At 41.5% G+C, this 24,493-nt stretch carries 14 protein-coding genes; 10 read left to right on the top strand and 4 right to left on the bottom strand.

All coding sequences use genetic code 11. The features are described from left to right. Both COV43_09690 and COV43_09685 read left to right on the top strand, forming a co-directional pair. A partial coding sequence (locus COV43_09690; GenBank protein ID PIR24667.1) for a hypothetical protein occupies positions 1-1,282 on the top strand: 1,282 nt, incomplete at its 5' end. Positions 1,283-1,311: 29 nt separating this feature from the next. Then, positions 1,312-2,490: a hypothetical protein gene (locus tag COV43_09685; protein ID PIR24666.1), complete on the top strand. Its 1,179-nt coding sequence runs from the start codon at positions 1,312-1,314 to the stop codon at positions 2,488-2,490. Position 2,491: 1 nt separating this feature from the next. Here COV43_09685 and COV43_09680 read toward each other — a convergent pair whose 3' ends face one another. Continuing rightward, entirely contained in the window at positions 2,492-3,340 is an 849-nt protein-coding gene (locus tag COV43_09680; GenBank protein PIR24665.1) for a hypothetical protein, read from the bottom strand. A gap of 50 nt (positions 3,341-3,390) precedes the next feature. Here COV43_09680 and COV43_09675 point away from each other — a divergent pair, with 50 nt between their 5' ends. Further along, a complete protein-coding gene (locus tag COV43_09675; protein PIR24664.1) occupies positions 3,391-3,942 on the top strand; it encodes a hypothetical protein in 552 nt (183 codons plus the stop codon). Positions 3,943-3,965: 23 nt separating this feature from the next. Here COV43_09675 and COV43_09670 read toward each other — a convergent pair whose 3' ends face one another. After that, positions 3,966-5,576, bottom strand: coding sequence for a hypothetical protein (locus COV43_09670; protein ID PIR24663.1), 1,611 nt, complete (start codon positions 5,574-5,576; stop codon positions 3,966-3,968). Positions 5,577-5,585: 9 nt separating this feature from the next. After that, positions 5,586-9,338, bottom strand: coding sequence for a hypothetical protein (locus tag COV43_09665; GenBank protein PIR24662.1), 3,753 nt, complete (start codon positions 9,336-9,338; stop codon positions 5,586-5,588). A 218-nt stretch (positions 9,339-9,556) separates the two neighbouring features. Here COV43_09665 and COV43_09660 point away from each other — a divergent pair, with 218 nt between their 5' ends. Continuing rightward, on the top strand, positions 9,557-12,733 hold the full coding sequence (locus COV43_09660) for a hypothetical protein (protein PIR24661.1): 3,177 nt from the start codon (positions 9,557-9,559) through the stop codon (positions 12,731-12,733). A 9-nt stretch (positions 12,734-12,742) separates the two neighbouring features. Here the strand turns inward: COV43_09660 and COV43_09655 are convergent, their stop codons facing one another. Continuing rightward, the gene (locus tag COV43_09655; GenBank protein ID PIR24660.1) at positions 12,743-15,358 is read right to left on the bottom strand and encodes a hypothetical protein; all 2,616 of its coding nucleotides are present in this window, start codon (positions 15,356-15,358) and stop codon (positions 12,743-12,745) included. Positions 15,359-15,530: 172 nt separating this feature from the next. Between COV43_09655 and COV43_09650 the strand changes: the two genes are divergently transcribed. The 6 genes from COV43_09650 to COV43_09625 all read left to right on the top strand — a co-directional run bounded on the left by COV43_09650 (position 15,531) and on the right by COV43_09625 (position 24,490). After that, positions 15,531-18,332: a hypothetical protein gene (locus COV43_09650; GenBank protein PIR24659.1), complete on the top strand. Its 2,802-nt coding sequence runs from the start codon at positions 15,531-15,533 to the stop codon at positions 18,330-18,332. A gap of 246 nt (positions 18,333-18,578) precedes the next feature. Next, on the top strand, positions 18,579-19,766 hold the full coding sequence (locus COV43_09645) for a hybrid sensor histidine kinase/response regulator (protein ID PIR24658.1): 1,188 nt from the start codon (positions 18,579-18,581) through the stop codon (positions 19,764-19,766). Positions 19,767-19,790: 24 nt separating this feature from the next. Next, complete coding sequence (locus COV43_09640; protein ID PIR24657.1) at positions 19,791-21,203, top strand: DNA-binding response regulator; 1,413 nt, start codon at positions 19,791-19,793, stop codon at positions 21,201-21,203. Positions 21,204-21,346: 143 nt separating this feature from the next. After that, positions 21,347-22,777 carry a DNA-binding response regulator gene (locus tag COV43_09635; GenBank protein PIR24656.1) on the top strand — a complete coding sequence of 477 codons (1,431 nt, stop codon included), beginning with the start codon at positions 21,347-21,349 and terminating at the stop codon, positions 22,775-22,777. Beyond that, a complete protein-coding gene (locus COV43_09630) occupies positions 22,770-24,155 on the top strand; it encodes a hypothetical protein (GenBank protein PIR24655.1) in 1,386 nt (461 codons plus the stop codon). The genes COV43_09635 and COV43_09630 overlap by 8 nt, the downstream gene beginning before the upstream one ends. Next, positions 24,152-24,490 (top strand): sulfate transporter, encoded by a 339-nt coding sequence (locus COV43_09625; protein ID PIR24654.1) that lies wholly within the window; start codon positions 24,152-24,154, stop codon positions 24,488-24,490. The genes COV43_09630 and COV43_09625 overlap by 4 nt, the downstream gene beginning before the upstream one ends. Positions 24,491-24,493: the final 3 nt, after the last annotated feature.

The raw sequence follows: 24,493 nt of genomic DNA, 5'->3' as shown, positions 1-24,493 counted from the left end.
TTCTAGTGCACATGAAAAAAATCTAGCTGCTGCGAAAACCAAAGTAGCTGAGGCTAAAAAAGCAAAAGTAGATGCAGAACGCGCTGCAAAAAGAGCTGAAGAGGCTGCAGTTGCAGACGCCAAAGCAAAAGCTGCTGAGGCAAAAGATACATTGATGCGCGAGACAAGCGCTGCATTTGTTGCGGCTGAAAAGGAATATAAGCAAGCTGTAAAAAACTTCTCAGCCGATCCAGAAAAACTTGCTGAAGCTTATAAAGCTTTTACTCAAAAGAAAGCCGAACTTGTAAAACAACTTACAGGCAGTGACTTTGCGAGTGATAAAAAACTAAAAGCTTTAGTTGTGAGTCTTGATATCAAAGCTAATACGATTTCAAAACAGCACAAAGGGAGTCTTGCATTAGCTGAAAACAACAAAAAAGCCGAAGAAGCTAGAGTTGCGAAAGTTGCCGCTGATGCAGCAAGCAAAGCAGCTGCAGAACGCGTTCATGCCGAAGCTGTAGAAGATGCACCAGAAGCGGATAAAAAAAGAGATGTTCTTGCGGGCTTGCGTGGTTTACAGATTTTGGAACGAGATCCAGAGTTTTCACAAAAACTTAGTGAAGCACTTGCTGACACTCCAGCTCCCACAACACTTCCTGAAGGAGATTCCGCTCCACGACCACTCATAAGAAAGGCTGAGGCAGTCCGTATTGACATGGCAGCCTTTAAAGCCTCTCTTCCAGCAGCTCATGCAGCAACAGCAAATCTTGGTGAGCTGAAAATGCACGATCCACTTACAGGTAAAGTAAGAGAAGATGAGGCTCTCTCTGAACACAGTGAAGTTTCAGTTGAGATACAAAAACTATACCTTGAGCACACGAAAGAAGTGCGAGATTTTGTAATGGGGCTTGCGAAGAAGAATAGAATGACAGGTTCAGTGACTTTAAAATACACTTATACACTTGGTGAAAAAGGGCTGAACGAGAAAACAACTATTCTCAATCTTGAGTTGGATGAAGCTGCTACAAGAGATTCAATAAGTTATTTGGATGAGAATGAAGTAGCCGTTCCGGCGTTGAGCAAAGATGGTGTCGCAAAACAAAAAGCTGAAGTAATGATTACAGAAATAAAAACACATCTCGCAGGGCATGCTTCCCTTTCTGTTCCTCTCACAGAAGAGATGAAAGTTCATTTGTTCCATGGCAGAAATATTGGTGGAGATCATGAACAATTTTCTCCTCAATCAAGTGGCCATTTTCCTATTATCTACAGCTTCAATCCTGATGTAGAGTTAGTTGACTAAAGAAGAAAATCTTCAAAACCATTTTTTCATTGCCAAGTGAACGCTCCCTTGTATACATCCTCTCCATGACATTTCTTACATTTCTTCCTTGGTTGATAGCCTTGGCGCTTGCGGGTGCTGCGGCTTTCTTGTTTGTGCAACAAAAACAACGCGAACAGCAAATGCAAAATGATGAAGGCGTAAAGCAGCAGTTTACGCTTTTGGCGCAACAGTTTCAGCAATTTGAATCGACGGTGCGCGATAAACTTGCTGGCAGCAGCGAAAGCATGACGCAGTTTCTGCAAACGCAATCTGGGCACATTCAGCAGAGCAATCACTCTATGGGGTCCAAGCTTGATGTAGTGGGCAAAACCGTTGGCGACCGGCTTGATAATGCAGCGCGCGTGGTTTCTGAGCTTGAACGCCGCATGATGAAGCTGGAAGAAGCCACCAAGCGAGTTTCCGAAGTGGGCAAAGATATTGCCAGCTTGCAAGAAATTTTGCGTTCTCCAAAGTTGCGCGGAAATTTAGGCGAGCATTTTCTTCACGATCTTTTGGCGCAAATGTTGCCGCAAGAATCGTATGAAATGCAATTTGGTTTTTCTAATGGTGAGCGCGTAGATGCCATTATTAAAACTGCACATGGCATTGTTCCCATTGATGCAAAATTTCCTTTAGAAAACTTTAAAAAATTACTTTCAGCTACAGAAGAAAGCCAGCAAAAGCTTTTGAGAAAACAATTTGCCACCGATGTGAAAAAACACATCGACGATATTTCAAAAAAATATATCAGGCCAGGAGAGGGCACCTTTGATTTTGCCCTCATGTATATTCCCGCCGAGAATGTGTATTATGAAATCATCGCAAAAGATCACGAAACTAATGAAAGCAAGCCGCTTGTTGCTTATGCTATGGAAAAACATGTTATAGCAGTTTCTCCCAACACTTTTTATGCCTACCTCAATACCATTTTGCTTGGCTTGAAGGGAATGCGTGTTGAACGTTTTGCAAAAGATATTTTGAAAGACATGGAACGTATTCGCACGGAGGTGAATCGCTTTACTGCCGAGTTCACCACAATAGGCACTCACATTGCGCATGCAAATTCCGCTTACACCAAAGCCGAAAAACGTATTGGCAGAATCGATGAACGCCTCAGTTCGTTTTCGTCTTCTCATCAAGGTGTGGAGAGTTTCCCCGCTGCAGAAACGTTGCCGCTTCAACCGTAGCTTAACGGCCCAACTGTTTTTTGCTGAGAAAAATGGGAAGAGGCTGGTCTGATGCGGTCACCGAAAAACTTTGCCCTACTTTAAGGCCTATGCAGTGAATGCTGCCATCCACATAAAGCGTACCACCTTCGCTGACGCTAGTGACAGTGAGTTGCCCCCGTGGAGAAATGCTGCCCTTTAACATACTGTAATGCTTTTTGGGAAGTGGGCAGGGTTCGCGCACCAAATATTTGATTACATTTGAAGTGATTGAAAAAGACTTGCCGCGCGCAGAGCTAAATCCAGCGCTAGATCCAGGGCCGCCACTAATCCAAAGACCAGAACCGCGTTGGAATTCTTTTTTTCTTCCTACCTGAATCCAATAATACACCGACTCAGCCGGAGAGTTGCTGGTGAATAAAATATCGTTGAGCACCGGAGTGCAGATTGGTCTTCCGTTTGATAGTATTTGCATGCGAGGAAGAAAACTTGGTTTTATTTTATCGTTCGCAATCTGATCGAGCACGGCTTTAAGTTTGTCGGAATGGCTAATGCAAAAATGCCCCACGCTAATTCCCGGCATAGAGTTGACGCCCAAAACAGGAGTGTCTTTCAATGCATGCGAAGCAGCAAGCACAGTTCCATCGCCGCCTACTGTGACGATGAGATCAACATAGCTGGGAATATGTCGAAGATGTTCGCGGTCAATCACTTCCACATGCTTTACAGAAGCTTCAAGAGCTTGTAGAACTTCGTACAAACTTGTCTCATGTTGACGTCTTCTTTTCAGCCATTCAACACGAGAAAAAAGTTTTGAGCTTTCTGTAAGTGATGCGCCTTTATGAATAACAAGAACACGATTGAGTTTCATGGCAAAGTACGCTAGTACGAGCGAACTGTTAACGCAACAAGGAAGCTTTCATGATCTTTAAATCCAGCAAACGTAAGCGAGTTGGTCTTTTCGGAGGATCTTTCGATCCACCTCATCTTGGTCATCTTTCCATTTGTACCTGGCTTTTAGAACGAAATGTTGTGGATGAAATTTGGGTGATCCCTTGTTTCGAGCACCCGTTTGGAAAAAAATTAACTGAGTTTAAACTTCGCTATCAAATGTGTCTTTTTGCTTTCAACAGCTTGGGCAATCACCACATCAAGGTCTCAGATATCGAACGTGAACTTGGAGGCACCAGCCGCACGCTCAGAACTATCAGGCATTTGCAGGCAACATATCCAGAGGTACAGTTTCAGCTTATTGCGGGCAGCGACAACGAGGCCGCTTCAAGCAGATGGCATCAGTTTGATATTATCAAGGAATTGGTGCCGGTGGTATTTGTGCCGCGAGGTGAAGATTCTGAGATTCCAAATATTGCTTCCACCGATATCCGTCAACGCATCTCAAAAAATCAAAAGTTTCGCGATTTGGTGAATACTGAAGTGGCGGTGTATATTATTACGAATGGTTTGTATTCTTAGGGCATGTCCTCAATCTGGTATAATTACCGAAAGCTAATGCCAGTGTTGAGATTGCAGTTGGTGTCGTTGGACGGGAAATCCATGTTGCATGCGGCACGTAGAACAAGGCCGATTGGGAAATCTCTTGAGTACAATTCAAGTCCGGCGGAAACTCCAGCAAGAGCAGAGTTGTTTTTGTCTCCGAAAATATTTCCGATGAGTGCCCCTGCAGAAAGATCTGCATTTTCTCCAACAGAATGCCTAAACCCAAGCTCAGTTTCAACGGCTGTTGGAGTTTTTGCGTTTTCCAGCGGTTCATCTTCACTTACTCTTGATTCGAGATTTCCGGGAGTGAGAAGAGGGCTGGCTAACCTTGCTTCCATGTAAAGTTTTTTTCCAAGTGGAGATCTTGTTCCAATGTACGCAAGGTTTGCACCTTCGGAAGTGAAACGATATCCAAGTTGGAAATGTGAATTTTCTTCTCGCGGATCAGCTTGCTTTGCAACAGAGATGGGAAGTGTTCGTAAGGTTTGCGAATCTGTTGCAACGCCAAGTGCAAAGAGACCACTTCTCATTGCAAAACGAATGAGAGCAGCATTTACAAATGCGTTATCAAGCTCATCAGCTTCTTGTTGCTTTCGTTCTGCAGCAGTGTCAAGACGAAGTACTGTGTAAACGAGTTTGCCCGCAGCATCCACGGCATGTCCAAGTGCAATGCTTTTGCTGGAAACTGAACCATCTGCAGTGGCTGCAAAGTAAGCTGCCGCAGCTAAATCTAAGGCAGGATAAACAAAACGAATATTTCCTTCGGCGTTAATAAACTGAGCAGTGTTTGATGCTGGCACATAAGCATAAGAGAGAACGCCTAAAAAAAGAGGAACGTCATCTTGAGGCGAATTTTCATTGCTCGCTCCACCTTCGGCAACAGGAGCTGCAAACTCATTTTGCTGCGTTAAGACTTTGTTGATGGAATCTTGTAGGCTTACATTTAAGAGAAAGGTGAGAATGTCGTAACTCATTTCAAGTGGACCAACAAAGTGCTTGTTTGATTTTGTTGCTTCACCCCAATTATATCCAACAGCTACGCCTGCGGTTATGGCTGCAAAAATACTATTGCCTCCAACTTTTTCATTGTCAGGATTTTTCACAACGCCAATTTCAAATCCAAGCTGAGCAGAGAGATTGAGTCCACCATCGAAGAAATAGCGGTACCCTAAAGATGAAGTAGAACTTTCTCGCAATAGCTTTTCACATGCACTTGCATCTGCTGTGATGGATTCACCTTCAAAGGTAAATGACGTATCTGAAATGCACGCATCAGCATAACCAATATTGGTTTGCTGACCAGAAAAAAAACTTCCGCGAAGTGGTCCTTGGGAAAGTGTTGATATTTCTCGTTTTCCCACAGAAAGAGAAAAGCCAGAATAATCTACAGGCGTTGTTTGAGCTGCAACGTCGGTATGGTTTTTAAGGTGAAGGGTTTCGTTTGTATAGTTGACGCCAAGGCTAAAACGTTCCCAAATGCTTTCAGCTGCACTGATGGCAAGCTTGAGACTCTTCCCCGCATCACCGTCTGGTGTTACAATGGTTCCTATTGGAGAGCTTAAACTTCCGCTAGATTCAACGCCAATAGTATCGCTTATTCTTGGAGGCATATTTTTTCCTTATTCATCCAAAATTGAAACTTGAGTGCTTGCATCACGATCGTTGAGTTCAACATCATAGCAACGTTCGCCTTCAAAGTTTTCTTCGCTTCCAGTTGGATCACACATCCAGCCATTGAGAACGAAGAAGTTCATGACATCATTAAAAACAAAAGTAAGTTCTGGTGATGATTTGAAACGAACGGCAGTGACAAAACTAATTTTGTGTGTATCAGGGTCTAACGGGAGACCGTGTAAAAATGCGGTTCCGCCGGCATAGTTTTCTCCAGGTTCGGATGGACATCCCGCTGGTTTTTCGCCTTCCTCATCAAGAGAAATGTAAGGTTTCAAGTATTTCCAGCTGCTGGCGGTGATATTTCCATAACGTCTATTGCTGACGTTGTTATTGCAAATGGGTGGATTCACATGTTTTTTGTCATCCAAGTTAATCTTGTACATTTTTTTACTGATATCGATGTGCTCATCAGGAAGTACGTTTGGCTCTTCAGCATTTTCCTGTGGTTTCAACGTTCCCGTTGTGAACGCAGTGTGGAAAATTTCATCTAACTCCTTTGCGCCAGGAACAGGTCCGTAGGGAGCTGGTATATGCACAAAATTTGGACCGAATAACCTAAAGCCAATTTCTTCAAATGTTATTTGTCCGTTGAGTTGATAGCGACCAGTGTTTACATCTAGAATATTTTGTTTTTGATTTACTTGATTGCACATGCGTTGGTACATGCCGCCCGGTAATTCATCTGCAGCATGGAATGCAGGGCTGTCAAACTTTCCAGCGCTTGCATAGAAAAACGCGCAAGCACCTTTCCCATCGCTGCCAATACCAGCTTTAGTGTATTTTATAAATCCTTCTTTTGAACAAGGATCTACTATTTCACATTCGGATGGATAGTTTGGCAAGTCTTCTCTTTCTGCAAGAGGACCCGGATAGGAAAGGGCAGAAGTGAAAATGCGCCAGCCATTCACTTTTGTGTCTTCAGGAACATTTGGATAATCTTCAAAAATACCTTTTTGTCCTTCAGGTCTGGAAGCATCAAAAGGAAAATTAATATAATCGTACAAAAATTCATTTCCATATTTTGAATCAACCACATGATTGTCAACGGCGCGAAATACAGCAGTAATGCCGTCTTGCGGGATGGAAAGAATTTCTTCTCCAGAACTGTCTTTCATTGTTATTTCATCGAAAGGGTCCAAGAGAACAGAGCTGAGAAAAACTTGTGTATCACTTTTTTTGGCGCGACCAGCATCAATGTTTTTTTTCATTTCTTTATAAGCATCAATTCCAGTTACAATTGAATTGTCACCTGTCAAAATCACTGAAAGAGTTTGCGTAATTCGAAAAACCATTTTTCCCTTCAGAGGATTTACAGCAGCCATTAACTTGATGACGAGAGTAGATTCTTTTGGAGATCCATCTGCATTTCTTGCTGGCTGTTTGCTATTATCAAGTTCAATTGCGTTTACCGTAAGTTCTGCCTCAAAAGATTTTTGAGTTGAATCACTTGTTTTTTTGAAACGAATGCATCCAAAGAGCGGCATGTTTTCTGTTGTATATTCCCCAGGGCTTAGATCGTAGCCAGGCGCATTGATTTTTACTGGCTTGAGATCGAAGGACTCACTCATAAGTTCACCAGAATTTGGATCGAAAGAAGGGATGGAACAATGCAGTTTTTTTCCCGCCACTGTTTGAACGGAATCAATTTTTTCTTTTGTATCTAATAATTCAAAATGATCAGCATCATTTCCACTGATAGTAATAGACGTGATGCGAGTGGGAGAAGCTGCAGCGTCCGAAAGTTTTAGAAAAAGTGGTACTGAAATATCTTCAATCTCTTGAGTAATGCCTGAAAAGGGATAGGCCTGATTATGAGCAATTTGCTTAAGAGAAAGTGGATCTTTAATGTAAAGCTCAAGCGCGGGGATAGAAAAAAGAGAAGTACTTCCTTGAACAATGACGGATCTATTTTTGTCTTCTTCAGTTTTGATGGTAATTTTTGCTTTATCAATAGTGCTGCTTCCAATTCCAGCTTCACTTCCGTTGCTTCCGCGAAGATCTTTTGGATGATACAATATAGCTATGTAAGCGGTTACTTCATTTCTTCCCTTTTCATAAGGAGGAAGAGAGAGTGGAAGTGCAGATCGTACATTGCTTTGCTGGGTGAGCTCATTTATTTTTTTCTGCGCTTCGGCATATTCGGAAGCAAGAAAAATGGATCCGGGAAGAAGAGTAAATTCGCCGTTTGCATGTGTTCCACTAAGGGCTTCAACGGTTACTTCTGTAATCGTAATACTTTTTGTTCCAAGATTTCTTACGGCAACAATACTTTGCTGAGAAGAAAGAGATATTTTTCCAGTTTCATTTATGTCAATTACAGTGAGTGGTTTTTCCAGAGGTCGTAAGGGTTTGCAGTCTGCATCTACTTCTCCCAGAGGTGTTTGTTCTGTGCTTATAGGCAGAAGTTCACATGCTTCTTGAGAAGGATCTCCGCAGGTGGTGCACTGATGTATAATTTCAGTGTCATTGCAGGTTATTTTTTCACATTTAAAAAATCCACGTTGTGGACTCGTAACCACATCAACATTTCCAAGCTCAAGTTCCTGAACATTTTCTCTTCCAATTGAACCATCATCATTTACTTCGGCTAAACTGAGATCACCACTTTCTTCCAAGGCAATACCAGTAATTTCAAAAAGCTCGGTGCCAATGAGAAGGGTTTCTTTATTTTCGCCCGGAAGAGCAACGTTTTGTTTTGGTCGAAAGGTGACATCAAGAAAGAGAGATTTTTTTGATGCAAGCTCTGTAGTTAAGCTGGAATCTGAATGAAAAAGAAAACTTCCTTTTCTTGCAGGAATTTTTATGGCCACCGACTTTGAACTTGTATTTCGAATTCTAAAATGAGCTGAGCTTTCATATTTTGATCCTACTTGGTGTGTATCTGAAGAGAGGTATGTTCCGTTTGAAATATTTAATTTGTTTCCGTCTGGAAGAGCTGCTTCAGTTTTACTGCCATCAGTATTGAAAGTGATTTGCTTTACCTCAAGTGCTTTCGGAGCATCTTTATCACCGCATTCACCTAAAGATGGGTTCACCGTTCCTGTAAAACTTGCTTGCATTGAAGCTCCAAGCAAAAACTCATCGGCCGCATCTATAGTGTGGCCAAGGGTTTTAGCCATGACAAGCTTTATCGCTCCACTACCATCGGTAGAATGACCAGAAATGGCAGGAAGATAATCAAGGGCCGATGTTGAACCTGTGGTGAGCGTGAATCCTGGAATTTCAACCGAAGCATTTAAGACGTTAATGTAAAATGAAAAGTTGTTGATGGTGATATTCCCAGCATTATCAATGGTACCTTCGCCAATATTATTTTCTCCAGAGTCACTGCCTTTCCCATTGAGGGTGATTGGGGCGGGAAGGCCGTGGCCAGAAACTTCAACATCCGGAAATTCACTTCCCTTTAAACTGATTTTTCCATTTCTGATGTGCAGTGGGAAACCAGCAACCTCGGCGCACAATTCCTCGCCTTCATCAACACCAACAGAAATGTTCTCACCCAAAATACTCACGCAAAGCTGAGAAGTGAAGGTAACATCGCACGATTTTTCACTGGCAGCGCTAGCGCTAGGCGGCGCAGGTGTTTCCAGCACAGGTGGCGGAAAAAAGAGCAGGTCTTTGTCTTCGCCAGCACATGAAGTGAAGAGTGAAAGGGCGAAAAAAAGACCAGTTAAATTATAAAGATACAATTTTTTCATAGGTATTTCCTTGCTACGATACCTGTCCTTATCGGCAGCTGATTTAAAAAGTTGCTACAATTTCATTTTTCTTTCATGGCCAAGGTAAGGGAAGCGTTTAAAGATGAGAACGCACAGACAAGCAAGCCGCACCCCGCTAATGCTGTGCGTTATGGATCTTGATGCAGGCGCTCTTTTTTTACGCAACTTTTTTGAGTAGGGGACGAAAAAGAGGTGCTATGAAACTTCGGAAGGTTTTTCTTATTTTTGTGCTTTGCCTCCTTTCATTCTTTCAGTTGGAACGAAAGGCTTTGGCGTTGGACGCTTTTTCCACTTTGAAACAATGGTGGAATCAGCATGCTATTGGTGATGAGGTGAAAACATCGACAAGCAGCTTTTCACTTTTAAGCGAAGAGATAGAAGTGGATAATGAAGTTGGCACAAATGAAAATGTGGAAAATGAAGACCAGCCGGAAACGAGCAATGATGAAGCGTTTGTGCGCGATGCAAATTGTATTGTGCCAAGTGCTCTACCGATAGTTGACTGTCAAAACAGTAGCGATCAGTTATGCGTAGAATACCTTTCAGGCGGAACCACTCAGAGTGTGTATCTGCTGAAGGGAAAGGTAGATTTAACGCAACGGTTCTCTGGTCTTTCCATTTCACTCCAAAATGCTTACACCCGTGAAACATCAACTTTTGATAAGCTTGAATCTCGTGATGTCTGCGATGAGAGTAGAGCTCAGGATCAAGAAATTTGCCTTACTGATGATGGATATTTTTTACTTCCGCTTCAGCTGGATACGTTTGGTCCTTATACTGTCGTGGCTCATGCTAGCTTTTCTGATGGGGGAGATGTTCAAAAGCAAATCCGAATCAGCCGAGTTATTCCGATTGAGAAAGAGAAAGTGGAGCTTTCTTTTTCACCCTCTTTGCAGAGTGAAGCTTTAAAGCAGTCAACTCATTTAAATATCACAGCGGATCTTTTGGGGTCTTGTGCGAACTGTGATTTTATTGGAGCAGCAACTGCTGGTGTAAGAGTTGTAGCACGAAATACAAATTATCAGGATGATCAACAAAGTAAAAATATAGAGTGTGTTCATCAAGCCGCTCAATCAGACGGGAAATACATAATTGGTGTGCCTCTGCAGGCTGGTGAAAATAATATTACCCTCAATATTTGTAACGCTGCATTGGAAAAAGAGAATGCCTGTTTAAGCTTTGGCCCGTTTGTGGTGAATAGAGAAGCGGGTGCAAAAGAGTTTGAACTTATTTCTCCAGAAGAAAGAGATTTTTATGCATCAAATTTGTTTCCTGAAATAAAATATGAATTTCGTTTTGCAGATAAAAATATTCCTGTCACAGTTCAGGTGAATCATGAAGAAGAAAAAGAAATTCGCGCGAACAGTAACGGTGTTTATCATCTTACTGTTACACCACAAGTTGGGGTGAATGTTCTTTCCTTTGTTCAGGGAAATAAACGAAAAACAATTACCTTTACGTGGGGAGAACTTGTGCTTCCTCACTCCAAGACAAATCGATATGAAATTGAAAATGCTGCTTCGTTGTTTGTTAAATCCAACTTTATTGAAACAGAACTTCAGCCACTTTTAAGCAATTATTTTCGTTCAGATGAATTTAAAACACTTTTAGGATCGCTTGTTCAAAACGATGTTGATGGTGACGAAGATCTGCAAGACGAAAATGAGACTCAGCAGGAAATGCCCATGATTCCTCGTTGTGCGACTGGCGATAAAGAAAGTCCTTATGTCTTTTCGTTGCGTGAAGCTCCGGAAATGGAAAAGATTGAAATTCAAAATATAGATTTTTCAGAAAATGAATTTTCTTTTCGAGTAAATATCGATCGCTTGCGAGTGCGTGTAAACATGAGTGTTGATAACAAGGGGAAACAAATCACCTTGCCCATGCTTATTTCATTTCGAAAGATTATCTTAGATTTGCAACTTGAAAACAAAAAAGACAGCAATGGACAAGCGTATGTGTTGGTGAATGCTCCTCAAGACGATTGTGATTTTAGAAGCAAACTTTATTGCGACAATCGACCTTCTTCACTTACACCAGATCACTATTTGGGCGATGCAACAAAATATAGGCATATAATCAGATGCGAAGAAGAAAAAACTTCAGGGAACACGTTGAAAATATGTAGGGCTTTAAATGCGCTTGATTCGCAGACAGCTGCTATAAGTACCCAAGTGTTTGAAACAATCAATGAACAAATGTATTGTAGTGGATCACAATTAATGACGGGTCTTATGTACAACGGAATTAATTCAAACATTTCTCTACCGCTTTCATTTCTTGAAGAAAACTTTTCAATTCCTCTCAACTTTCAATTGGGAAAACAATTTGCTTTCCATGCAAATGGTATTTATGTGCCGGTTGATCTTTCACTTGAAGCAAATGGAAAAAATAAAAAGGGAATTCTTATTTCTTCTGCAAAAAATGTGTCTGAGGGAAAACACGAAAAAGCTCTTTCAGCAAGTGTTGGTTTCGATCTCATCAATGCACTTCTCTTTTCCTTCACTGCACACTATCCTGAAGATACGTTGAATCTTCACAATGATGTTTTGACAAATGCAGATGGAGTAATGCTTTCCGAGAGATGTGGTGATACGGGTTTAGAAATCAAAAAAGAAGATGCAATCCTCTGTCAACTGAGACCTCGTGTTTTAGAATTGCTTGGCACTTCACTTTCTGAAGGAAACTACCTTGAAAAGGATCAACCACTTTTGTTGCGATTTAGAATGGACACAAGACATGTTCCACGGTTACAGGCAAAAGATGAACACCGTTTTGAACTCCAACTTTCTGGACTTCGTGTAGATTTTTACGCGCTTGAATATGATAAAAATGAAGATGGATCAGTGAGCTTGCGTTACGATAGCCATGGCCAGCCAATTATAAAATCAATGCGGCCGGAAATTTCTTCTGTTGAAGAAGGGCAGATTATCAGTGCAGAACTTTCGCTATTGATGGGAATTGAACTTGGCGATCTTTCGATTCATCCAGAAGATGCATCAAGTTTAACAATTCCTCTTAAAATTATGCAGGAGAAAACAAAAATCTTTTTGGATCCCATTCCCGGCACGAATGCTACACAGATTCCAGGGGAACTCCTTACAGGAACGGTGTTAGGTAAACTGCAGATTGGATTAGATTCCTTTTCTAAAGAATGGCTTTATGTTCCAGGTAAGGGGGTTCTGAAAAAACAACTGGATGTTTCAGCTGCAGTCCGTGATCTTTTGTTTGGAACTTCGCGTATTGGTTTTGTTTCGGACAGCGTTGCTACGAAACTTGATACTTCTAGCAACAGAATAGAAATTGGAATTAATCCTGTTTTGTATCAGGTTTTACATTATGAAGGCAAAAGAGAAGAATTTCGCTACGAATAAATGCATGCACTAAAAACGAAGTACATTTTCAACGATTTCGTTGTCATCAATTTTTAAGTTGATCCATTTTTTCAACACAACTGAATTTTCTTTATCTACGTAAGCTGCCTCAAGATAATAACGGCCAGGATCAATTTCGAAGGTTTTCCAATCGTCGCCTGTTTCGCCATTAATCAATTCTCTGTCTGCGCCATACTGAAAAACCTTGAAGGTACAGTTGATGAGCTTTCCATTTGGGCCTCTGCCGATGATGCGAAGTTTTCCAGCAGTGAAAATAGCTTCGTGGCTAATGGATTTTGCATCTTCTACGTTTACGTCTCGAAGCCAAACATGGCGTTTTTCATTTGTGTCATCTTCTTTGGCATTGAAGTCTACAGCTTTTACATCGTAGGTGCCTGGCACAAGGGCAAGGGTTACCCAAGCCTCACTTGCAGGAGTTTCGAGTACAGCTTCAGTTTCGGTGCTGTTAAAAAGAAAAAACTTTGTGGTAACGGTTTTGCCTTTTGAAGTTTCACCGCGAAGTCGTAGTGTTCCTAGAGTGAAAAGTGCTTTTACATTTGCTGGTTGTTCAACGGAAACCGTAACATTTTTTAAACGAACGCTTGGCTTTGGCTCAAGAAAATCTCCCGTAAGGGTAGAAAGAATATCATAATTTCCAGGAGGGATGGCAATCGTGGTAGTTTCTTTTCCGTTGTAATCTACGCTGGTAAGAAGTTCGCCACTATCTTTTTCGTAAAGCTTAAAGCTTGCCTTTAAATTTTCATTTTGAGTGTTCTGCGCGTGAAGTTGCAAGATTGCCATTTGGAAGAGCGCATTTACTTCAACTGTTTTTGCAGGTTCCACCAACACATTTGTAATGCGCGTTCTTGGATTTGCCGGAAGCTTTGGATCTTGCCCAATCAGTAAAAGAGAGTACTTCCCCGGAGCCACTTGTATGGAGCCGCCTTCAGCGGGGAGGGCACCGGAGCCAATGAGGTGATCAGGTTTTTCTTGATCATAAATACGAAAGAGAAAAGGAAGAGAGGTTTGTTGAGAAGTGATGTTTTTCAGAGCAATGCTTCCACGTTGAAAGCGGAAAACTTTTTCAACCGGGTTCATGAGAGCAAGGGAAACATTTTCTTCGGAGAGCAGAAAATGCTCGGGTCCGCTGTCTTGTTTCATGGCTACAATATTATAATTTCCAGGGGTAAGAAAATAGGTTTTGCTTTGAGCGGGTGCAGTTATTTGAGCAACGGGACTTTTTTGCCCAGATTTAAAAAATTCGTAACGAGCTGCAACGGGTTTGTCATCATCAGAAACCGCTGAGAGGGTAATGGGTGCCAAATCAAAATTGATCATTTGCTCAATTTTTGAATTTGCTAACACTTCTACTCCCTTAATAAGTTTTGAAGGCAGTTTTGCTTCGGAGGATTGTGAGTATTCGATGAGAAGATCGTAGGTGCCTGGATTCAATTCCAAAAGTTTTGTTCCAAAACTTGTTTCTTCGCGCAATGGAACTTCCGAGCCAGCCTTGAAAACAGTGATTTTGCCGGGAAGAGCTGTTTCTCCAGCCTTGACGGAAATTTTCAAATTGTAAGGAACGTTAAAATTAATCGCTTGATCTAAAGATGAAATGAGTTCGCTTTCGTTTCGGACAAGTGAAAAACTTCCGTCTGCTTTAGAGGCGATGCACTCAAGTTGCTTTTGATCGTCAGTGGAGAGGTCGAAGCCAACGACGTTTATTTGAAGATTGCCATATTTTTCTTTAAACTCTGCAACCGACTCGCAAATATTTTGATTGCAGGTGTCAGCCCCGTCGGCAATGAGCACAATGACTTTGTCTACGCCATCGCTTGGAAACGTTTTTAAAGTTTCTTCAAGCGCATGAGAAATGGGAGAGATGCCTTGTGGTTTAAGAGAGAGCAGTGATTGCTGAAGAACGCTTGTGTCAATTTTTCCAAGTGGAAGCAAAGTGCCAAAATCTTTACAGTTGTTTTCATCGGCACTGCTTTTATTTCCAAAGCTGGAAATAGCAATGTTTCGCGGGAAATCATTTTGTTCGGCTTCTACCTCTGAAAGAACGCTGAGAAGCGAGGCATTTAAAAGTTCCAATTTTGAACTCGAGCTAGAAGTGAAGGGTGCAACCATGCTTCCCGAGGCATCAATGAGAATTGCCAGGTGTGTTTTTGCTTCGAGCAAAATGGGAGTGGAAGGAACTTCGACAGGCGCAGTGATTTCTTGTGTGGTATCGATGTCTAGACGTGGTGCTGAGATGGAGCCAATTTCTTTAGGGTCTGCCATTTTTTTTTCGGGTTCAAGCGTAGCCACTGGAGTTTGTTCTAGTTCGCTGGGTTCTGCTTTTTCTTGCGGGGCAGGTGGAGTTTGTTCCGCCGTTTCTTGAGGCGATGCCGGAGCTGGCGTTTCTTCAGCTTGTTCACGTTGAGCTTGAGGGGTTGCGGCCGTTTTGTTAGCCGAACCTTTGCTTTCTTGTGGATTTTTGAGGCTTGGCGCAAACTCAGATTGTTCTACGCTGATGGGGCCTTGCGGTTTTTCTGCACTTGTTTTCTCTTCTGAGGCGCGTGAACAGCTGAACAGCACCGAGCAAAGAATGACAAAAAAGAGACTAAAAAGAGGAGTTTTTTTCATAGCTTTGTATGCCTAGCATAGTTCTTTCCCTTTGAAAACACTGAACTTTTTAAATATTTGCTTTTTCCATAAGAAATCCAAGAAAAACTTCACAACTTTTTTGATTTTCAGCCGATGACTCTCTTTTTGAGGGCCCTGTTCTGACAGCGCCTCGGAAAGAGATTTTTTTTGCATGATTTCAAATATTTTCCACTTTCTTCCCCGTGTATTGGCTCAGCTTGCCGGCGGAGGCGACGAAGACGCTCCGTCTCCGGCTGATGCTGGTGCAGCAGAGGGAGATGCGTTTGTTCCAGCAGAAGCTAATGAAGCGCAACCGGGCCAAAGTGAAATTTTTCCAGAAATGAAAGCTGTGAGTCTTGCGAATCTTCGTGAGATTCTTGATCCGCGCGAATCAATTTGGCTTTTTGTAGGAATGCCTGCGCAATTGCAGGCTAAAATTGACGATGGCTCCATTGTTCCTACAAAAAATATTCCAACTTATTTTCTTGATAGCAAAGCTCAATCTTCTTTGGCAACCATCGTGCTGAGAAAATTGAAGGTAGAAACAAAACATGAAGGCATTTCATTTTCACTTGAGCCAAAAAGTCCTAACCAAAAAAGTTTTGATGCCTTTCAAGAATTAAGCCTTTCGAACTTAAAGCAATTTTTTCAAGATTTGGAAAAAGATGGTCTCATTCTTTTTGTAGGATCCGAGAAAGAATTAAAAACTGCGATTAAAAATGGAAATATAAGTAATTCAAAGCACTATTATCGTATTGATCCCAAAGCATATAGTGCGTTGCTGAAGATTGTGAAGAAACGAATTGGACTTGCCGAAGGCAGCCCAAAAGTTCATCATCTGCAGCCAAGAGTTTTGGAAACTCCGCGGCACTTTGAAGAGTTTGGCTTGGCACAACTAAGTCTTCTTCGCAAACCAAGTGATGATGATATTATTCTCTTTGTGGGAAGTACTGATGACTTGAGAATTCATGAAGATAAAATTTTTGGACGAGCGCCAAGAAAAGCGAAATTTTATTTTTTAAATCCAAATGAACAAGCCACACTCACTCAAATACTAGGTAAAAAATTTAAAGATGTTTTTCCGCATTATGATGCCACTCATCCTTCTCAGTACATAAGATCTGCTCATGGAACACTGTTTGTTCAAACGGCTCCAGGTTCAGGTGTGCCTCTCGCGCGGAAATATACTCCAGCACTTCATGATGAAATGATTACTCCCAAAGAGGGAACCACAGCTGTTATTCTGATGGTGAATGGCATTAGTGAGATAGGTCTTACTGATGCATTGTCTCTTCTCCAGCATGAATTACTTTACCCTAACGCCCTTTATTACATTGTGGAGAAAAGCACGCATAAAGCGATGTTTGATGAATTAGCACGATTGCATGTGCTTACTAAAGTTCCGGAAAAGGAAAAGGGTTTTGTTCTTATTCGTTATCATCAAGGTGGTGATGCAGGAATTGTGTTTCCTGAAATAACTGACCTTAAGAGAAAGAAAGTTGATGAGGTGGAAACGCTCACAGAACCAGTTGTTCTTCCTACAGCGTTAAATGAACGAAGCATAAAAGATGTTTTGGCGAGAGGCGTTTCATTTGTGGTTATGGGATCGTCAGCAAAGCAAGATGAGATTATCAAATCGCTAAAACCTGAGAACGCAGAGGAAATTCCTTATTTGGTTTTAGACAAAGCTGGCAGAAAACTTGCCGCGCGTTACAACATTCCTGAGCTTCCCGTTGCGGCTAAAGCGGTTTTGTTTCGGCAAACCATTAAGGGAGTAGAAATTCTAAAAAGCGTTGCATATCCAGATACTGCTTTAGTGAATCAATATCAGAACTACCCAGATGTGAATGGTTATTTGCACATGGATGCGAAGGCCTTAAGAAAGTTTTTGGAAGTGGAAGGAAATGCGCATCGACGAGGTATGGATACAAGCCATTATCTTTTCTTTGGAGATGCTGCTTCGCAGGATTATGTTGATATGGTGCGGCGCAATAAAGACGAATTTGAAGTGTATGGAAAAACTACCGAACGCAAATATATTTGGTTTCACGGAACAAAAGATGAGCTCAAACCCTTTGTTGAAAAAGCTGACCAAATTTCAGCTGGCAGTTTTCAGCTTAGGTTCACCTATAAACTTGGTGCTTGGAATACTTTCGTGCACGAACCCTTTCGATTTGTGCACATCACCAGTATGGCTGAAGCGAACGAGTATGTTCATAGCGGAGAAAAAACTCCAAGCCTTGTCCTTGCGGGAAGCAAAGCGAACCTAAACAGCAAAAGAATGCGAGTACTTTTCAATGCGCTTATCGAACGTTTTTATAAAAACAATGAAAAAATAAAACCCGTTATCGTTTTGATGGATGATAAGTTTGTTCAGAAAAATTACGGTACATCTGAGGTTGATGCACGAAAAACATTTGCAGGGCTAGTCAAGCATATGCGTGGCGAAGTGAATGTTTATTGGTTTGAACGGGAAAGCTATACAAAAGGTCCTTACAACCAAAAAGCATTGGTGAAAGAAATTGATCTAGTTGAAAAGCAAGTGCAGCAGGTTGAAGTTCCGCAACATAAGTTTTCTGCAGTAGTAAAAAAATATGTCGAAATTCTAGATGAAACAAGCATCCAAGGTTCGACGATTATTACCGATATAAAAAGTATCAGAAAAATGATCCTCATCACCGGCGATGCTAACGACCCTCAGGTTCAGGCATGGTTGGAAGCTGTTGCAAAGCAGAAAGCAGCGCATAACTCAGAGGCGCACGTTTATTTTTATAATGGAAATCTTTTAACCAGTAGTGTGGTGCAGCGATTTGCGATGGTAGAACCAACAGATTCAACCATGGTGACAAGAATGAAAAAAGGCCCTCAGGTAATGGTGTGCAAATCTTCCAGCGATGGAGAATATTGGCAATGCAGTGAAGCCTATCTGCAAAGAATTCGTCCCTATAATAATTCTGCTGTTGCTACGGAGTGAGTGGGTAGATTTCTCCCCATTACCCATACCCTCTAAACCCCTTTCACATATCCCCAAAAACCAAGCTGAAAACAGTACCTTATAAAAAGCGTCAAAATTTTTACTCGTCATTTCTTTTATGATGGGGTAGACTTTTATACTTGTAAGGGAATGGGGGTTCTTTTTTACAGTGCGCGATACCAGATTTTGCTTATCCAGTCTTTCTTTGCGGCTTAACTCCGTCCTTTTTTCTTATCAGAAGGGAATATGCGAATGGGCTTAGCGTTATCATCTCTCACAGCAGAATCACTCTCAACTCTTTCACCTGAGGAGCTCAAAAAGCTTCTTCCTCAGCTCACAAAACGCGTTCAAGAACTTGAAGAACTTGTAGGTATCATTTCACGCGGCAAGTACATGTGGGAATCCACCTTCGACGCCATCACTATTCCGGTGCACATTGTGCGCAGAGATTATACGGTTGAACGGGCAAATACCTCAGCTGCCGCAGTAAGCAATGCCTCCATCAAAACCTATTCCGGGAAAAAATGCTACGAAGTGTTTGCAAGCAGAAAAACACCTTGCCCAGGATGTCCTTTGCAGACTTCGCTTGCAGAGCAGAAGGTGTTTACACAGTCGCTTGAAGAAGCTGTTCATGATCGTGAATTTGAAGTGACGGCTTATCCCTATCAAAGTGAAAACGGAACTCACGATTCAGCCATTGTTTCTTACCGCGACATCACAGAAGAAAAGCGGCTTCAAGGTGAAGTGGTGCAACAAGAAAAAATGGCGGCGATTGGAATTTTGGCAGGTGGAGTAGCGCATGAAATTAATAATCCTCTTGGTGGTATTTTGGCACTCACCCAACTTTTGATTCGTGAACTGAATGATGATGACAACATGAAACCAGATTTAGAAGAAGTTGAAAAAGCTGCAAAACGTTGCAAACAGATCGTTGCAGACTTGCTCGATTTTTCACGTGTTTCCAAAGAAGGTGACAAACGAGAAATAAAACTGGATGCACTTGTTGGTAAAGTGATGCCATTTATTTCCGGCGAAATGAAAGCTTTGAATGTAAGGCTAAAACTTGAAAGTGACGAAAATATACCAAGTGTTTTTGGACATCCCGATAGGCTTCAGCAAGTTTTTTTAAATCTTATGACCAATGCTTGCCACGCTATGACCAGTGGTGGCGATCTTAGTATTCGTTTTGGAAAAAATAAACTGGGTGGAGCTCGCATTCAAATTGCGGATACAGGTTCTGGTATTGCAAAAAAAGATTTGCTTCGTATTTTTGATCCTTTCTTCACCACAAAGGCTCCCGGCAAAGGTACTGGCCTTGGGCTTTCTATCAGTTATCGCATTATTCGTGAGCATGGTGGAGAAATTGATGTGACAAGCACAGAAGGAAAGGGAACGGTGTTTACGCTTTCTTTTCCTCCTCTTCAAGACGTCTAAAAATTCTATTTACGGAGGAAGTTTATGGCAAAAATAATTGTAGTGGACGATGAAGTTTCCATTCGGCGAGCCCTCGAAAAATTTCTGACAGGTTTGGGGCACACTGTTTTTATAGCGGGAAATGGTGAAGATGCTTTGCTCATTTTGGAAAAAGAAGCGGTGGATTTAGCCCTGGTTGATTTGGTGATGCCAAATATGGACGGCACTGAATTTATTCGCCGCCTCAAGCGCGAACAGCCAGAGGCCGTAGCCATTGTACTTACTGGCTTTGGCACCATTACTTCTGCAGTTGAAGCCATGAAAGCTGGCGCCTACCATTATCTCACCAAGCCTTTCGAACTAGACGACATTGCTACCCTTATTGAAACAGCGTTGGAGCATAAGCAATTAAAAGTGGAAAACACCATGCTTAAGCATCAGCTTCAAGAACGTTATCAGTTTGAAAATATTATTGGTACCAGCGAAGGGATGGGCGAAGTTTTTGATCTCATCGAAAAAGTTGCAGAAACTGACAGCACCATTCTTATTTTGGGCGAGAGTGGAACGGGAAAAGAACTCATCGCAAAGGCGATTCACTACAATAGCTTTCGCAAAGGAAAACCGCTTGTAGCTGTGAATTGCGCGGCGATTCCGGGGGAACTTTTGGAATCTGAATTGTTTGGACATGTGAAAGGTTCTTTCACCGGAGCAGTTGCGAACAAATTGGGAAAATTTACGGTTGCTGATAAAGGAACTATTTTTCTCGATGAAATTGGAGATATGGATTTAAACCTCCAAGTAAAAATGTTGCGAGTACTTCAAGAAAAAAGTTACGAGCCAGTTGGATCAAACAAAAATCAGCAAGTTGATGTGCGCATTGTAGCTGCAACAAATCAAAACTTAGAACAAGCTGTTGCCGAAAAAAGATTTCGTGAAGATCTTTTTTATCGTTTAAATGTTATTCCTCTTCAGGTTCCACCACTTCGTGAGCGCAAGTGCGACATTCCGCTTTTGGTGCGTCACTTCATAAAAAAATACAATACTGCAAACGAATCTCACGTTTCAGGAATAAGTGATGATGCGCTCAATCTCATGCTGCAATATCGTTGGCCAGGCAATGTGCGAGAGCTGGAAAATACAATTGAGCGTTCTCTTGTCTTAAGAAGAGAAGGGTCAATTCAAATTGCAGATTTGCCGCCCGCCGTCAGAGCCAACGTTTCGTCATCAGCTTCGGCAGAACTAGGGAATGGCAGCTTCACATCGCCATCTCTTCCAAGTGAAGGCCTTTCCTTTAAGCTCGCGGTGGAAAATTTTGAGAGCAATCTCATTTTGCAAGCATTGGAACGAACAAATTGGAATAAAAATCAAGCAGCAACGTTGTTGCAATTGAATCGAACAACCTTGGTTGAAAAAATAAAAAAGCGCCATATCGAACGAGATGGAATGAAGCTTGATTAGGGTTGGTGGACAATTAAAACTTGTTGTCCACCGTTGTCATCCTGAGTGGAACGAAGGATCTCCTTCAAATAATGTAGATTCTTCGCATGCGCTCAGAATGACAGCGCGTTAATTGTTTACACGCACTAGAACGTGGAGGAATAATGTTGAAGTCTACCAATTTACTTATTGTTGACGATGATCAATCGATGACTCGAGTTTTTGAAAAAATTGCTCAAGAAATGAAACTCACGTTCGAAGTAGCAAAAGATGGAAATGAAGCTGTTCGTCTTTTGGGGGAAAAGCAATTTGAAGTGTCGCTCACGGACATTATGCTTCCAGGTTTTTCGGGCGAACAAATTTTAGATTACATCAAAAAAAATAATATCAAAACAGAAGTTATTCTTGTTACTGGAGTTGGAAGTATTGAGTCTGCGGTTTCTGCCATCAAGAAGGGTGCATACGATTACCTCACAAAACCTTTTGATGATGTAGCACGTGTAAAATTGTTGATTGAAAAAGCATTAGAGCGCCATAGACTTGTTCAGCGAGTTTACGAGCTAGAACTTCAACACACGCACACAGAAAAATTTGAAGAAATTGTGGGCAAAAGCCAAAATATTCGTGAAGTGTTTGCCACGATTGATGCGCTTTCGGGAACGAGTTCTACTGTTCTCATTCAAGGTGCAAGCGGAACAGGTAAAGAGTTGGTGGCACGAGCTATTCACGCGAGGTCCATTCGAAAAACGAAGCCGTTTGTGGTGATTAACTCAGGTGCTATTCCAGAAAATTTGTTAGAGTCAGAATTATTTGGCCACGTAAAAGGTGCTTTTACGGGTTCAGTTTCAGATCACATGGGTCTTTTTGAAGAAGCTCATGGTGGAACCATTTTTCTCGATGAAATTGGAGATCTTCCTCTATCACTTCAAGTAAAAATTTTACGCGTTTTGCAAGAGGGTGAACTGAGAAGAGTTGGTGATGTTCACATTAGAAAAGTTGATGTGCGCATTATCGCTGCAACGCACAAAGACCTTATGCTTCTTGTGAAAAACGGGCAGTTCCGCGAAGACCTCTACTACCGGCTAAATGTAATTAATATTGGCTTGCCCCTTTTGAAAGAGAGACTCGAAGATATTCCTTTACTTGCTTATCACTTTTTAAACAAGTACCGCGAAAAAGTGAAAAAAGATGTTCAGCAAATTTCCATTGATGCGATGCAAGCTTTGCAGGCGTATTCGTGGCCAGGGAATATTCGTGAACTCGAAAATGTGATTGAACGCGCTGTTGTGCTTTGTAGTTCCGATACTGTGAGCATGCAAGAATTGCCTTCAAAGCTTTTGGGTGAATCGTGTTATTTAGTTGCTGGAGCTGCAGATGCCGACCTTGCACAATTTAATTACAAAGATGCAAAAAATCGCGCCATGCATGCTTTCAACAAAGCGTATATTGGAAAACTCTTGAAGGCCAATCGTGGAAACATTACCAATGCTTCTTCAATGGCAGGTATGGACAGAAGTAATTTTAAAAAGCTCATCAAAAAATATGAAATAGATGCGCGATCCTTCAAAAGTAAAGGGGAATTAAGAGATGTCTGAAGCACCTGTTTTTTTGGTTATGCCAAAGGAAAAAATGACACGTGAATTGTCATCCCTTTCTTTTGACTTTCTTCTTGTGCCACCACAACATTTTTCACAGACATTAAAGGAATCTTCTCCTTCATGTGTTTTATTTTTTTGTGATGACGAAAAAGGTGAGGAGTTGGAATCGCTTATAGAACTTGCCAAAGCGTACGACCTCAACTTACCCATTATTGTGTTAGCTTCATCTCAATCTCCAGAACTCGCTGTTTCTATGATGAAGCAAGGTGTGTTCGATTACTTTTTGCTTCCACTCGATCAGAAAAAATTAAAACTTTCAGTCGAAAGAGCTTGTCACTTGTATCAACTGACAAAAAAAGTGTATCTCCTGCAAAATCAAGTATCACCTACACATAAGCTCGATCGCCTTTTAGGACAAAGCGAAAAAATGCAGGAAGTTTTTTCCATGATTCAAATGCTTGCCAAAAGTAAAGCAAGTGTTCTCGTTTGTGGAGAAAGTGGAACAGGAAAAGAATTGGTGGCAAAGGCCATTCACCATTTGGGCCCACGCGCTTCAGAAAATATGCTGGATATCAACTGCGGAGCCATTCCAAAAGAGTTACTTGAAAATGAAATGTTTGGTCACGAACGCGGAGCTTACACAGGTGCAGATAAAAGATATATTGGAAGTGTAGAACACGCTGACAAAGGAACATTATTTTTAGATGAAATTAGCGAAATGGATATTACACTTCAAGTGAAGTTGTTACGTTTTTTGCAAGAGCGTACCATTACCCGCATTGGCGGCACCGAAGTAATACCCGTTGATGTTCGCGTTATTGCAGCCACAAATAAAAATTTAGAGACACAAGTGAAGGAAGGAAAATTTAGAGAAGATCTTTATTATCGCCTGAATGTTGTGCAAATATATTTGCCAGCTCTTCGCGAACGAAGAGAAGACGTTCCCATGCTAGCTCAATTTTTCCTTGATAAATATAGTTCTCGAAACAATAAAATTTTCATCGATTTTTCACCCGAAGCTCTTGAAGCTCTTGTGCAATATGATTGGCCGGGCAATGTTCGAGAACTTGAAAATACGATCGAGCGATTGGTAGTTCTTCATACCGATAGCCAAGTGAAAAAAGAATACCTTCCCAAACACATGCTGCAAACATCAAACGCAAAGTCGAAAATTTTTTCCAGTTCGCACAAAAGTGTAACTGATCAAGTTCTTCCTTTAAGTCTGGTGGAAAAATATGCTATCGAGTCGGCTCTTGTAAGTTGCAGTGGCAGCGTTTCCGAGGCTGCAAAGCGTCTTCAAATTGGGCAAGCTACGTTATACCGAAAAATAAAAGAATATGGACTTCGAAATGAAGAGGGGAAAAAGGAAATATGAAAATAAACGTTGAAGCAAATGGACCTATTTCAATTGTGCATTGCGGAGGAAGTCTCGATGCAGATTCAGTTGGATCATTCAAAAAAATTACCAATGGTTTGATTGAAAATGGGGCAATGTATTTGGTGATGGATTTTCAGCATATGCCATTTATAGACAGTATGGGTTTGGGTGCTTTAATTTCGCTGCAAAGAAAAATCAAACAAGCCGATGGAGTGCTTAAAGTGGCAAGCTTGTGTGAAGATGTAAAAACGATTTTCGAAATCACTCGCTTACATCGACTTTTTGAAGTTTGCCAAGACTTGCAGGCCGCATGTGAAATGCCAGAAGCTTAAGCG

It is taken from the genome of Deltaproteobacteria bacterium CG11_big_fil_rev_8_21_14_0_20_42_23, from assembly GCA_002796345.1.
Taxonomy (GTDB): Bacteria; UBA10199; UBA10199; order 2-02-FULL-44-16; family 2-02-FULL-44-16; genus 1-14-0-20-42-23.
Note: the sequence above shows the minus strand (reverse complement) of the source record. Positions and strands in the feature narration are given on the sequence as shown.

Coding starts and splice junctions, on each gene's coding strand:
- COV43_09680 (PIR24665.1), bottom strand. CDS start 3,340: ATGAAACTCAATCGTGTTCTTGTTATTCATAAAGGCGCATCACTTACA.
- COV43_09675 (PIR24664.1), top strand. CDS start 3,391: ATGATCTTTAAATCCAGCAAACGTAAGCGAGTTGGTCTTTTCGGAGGA.
- COV43_09670 (PIR24663.1), bottom strand. CDS start 5,576: ATGCCTCCAAGAATAAGCGATACTATTGGCGTTGAATCTAGCGGAAGT.
- COV43_09665 (PIR24662.1), bottom strand. CDS start 9,338: ATGAAAAAATTGTATCTTTATAATTTAACTGGTCTTTTTTTCGCCCTT.
- COV43_09660 (PIR24661.1), top strand. CDS start 9,557: ATGAAACTTCGGAAGGTTTTTCTTATTTTTGTGCTTTGCCTCCTTTCA.
- COV43_09655 (PIR24660.1), bottom strand. CDS start 15,358: ATGAAAAAAACTCCTCTTTTTAGTCTCTTTTTTGTCATTCTTTGCTCG.
- COV43_09650 (PIR24659.1), top strand. CDS start 15,531: ATGATTTCAAATATTTTCCACTTTCTTCCCCGTGTATTGGCTCAGCTT.
- COV43_09645 (PIR24658.1), top strand. CDS start 18,579: ATGCGAATGGGCTTAGCGTTATCATCTCTCACAGCAGAATCACTCTCA.
- COV43_09640 (PIR24657.1), top strand. CDS start 19,791: ATGGCAAAAATAATTGTAGTGGACGATGAAGTTTCCATTCGGCGAGCC.
- COV43_09635 (PIR24656.1), top strand. CDS start 21,347: ATGTTGAAGTCTACCAATTTACTTATTGTTGACGATGATCAATCGATG.
- COV43_09630 (PIR24655.1), top strand. CDS start 22,770: ATGTCTGAAGCACCTGTTTTTTTGGTTATGCCAAAGGAAAAAATGACA.
- COV43_09625 (PIR24654.1), top strand. CDS start 24,152: ATGAAAATAAACGTTGAAGCAAATGGACCTATTTCAATTGTGCATTGC.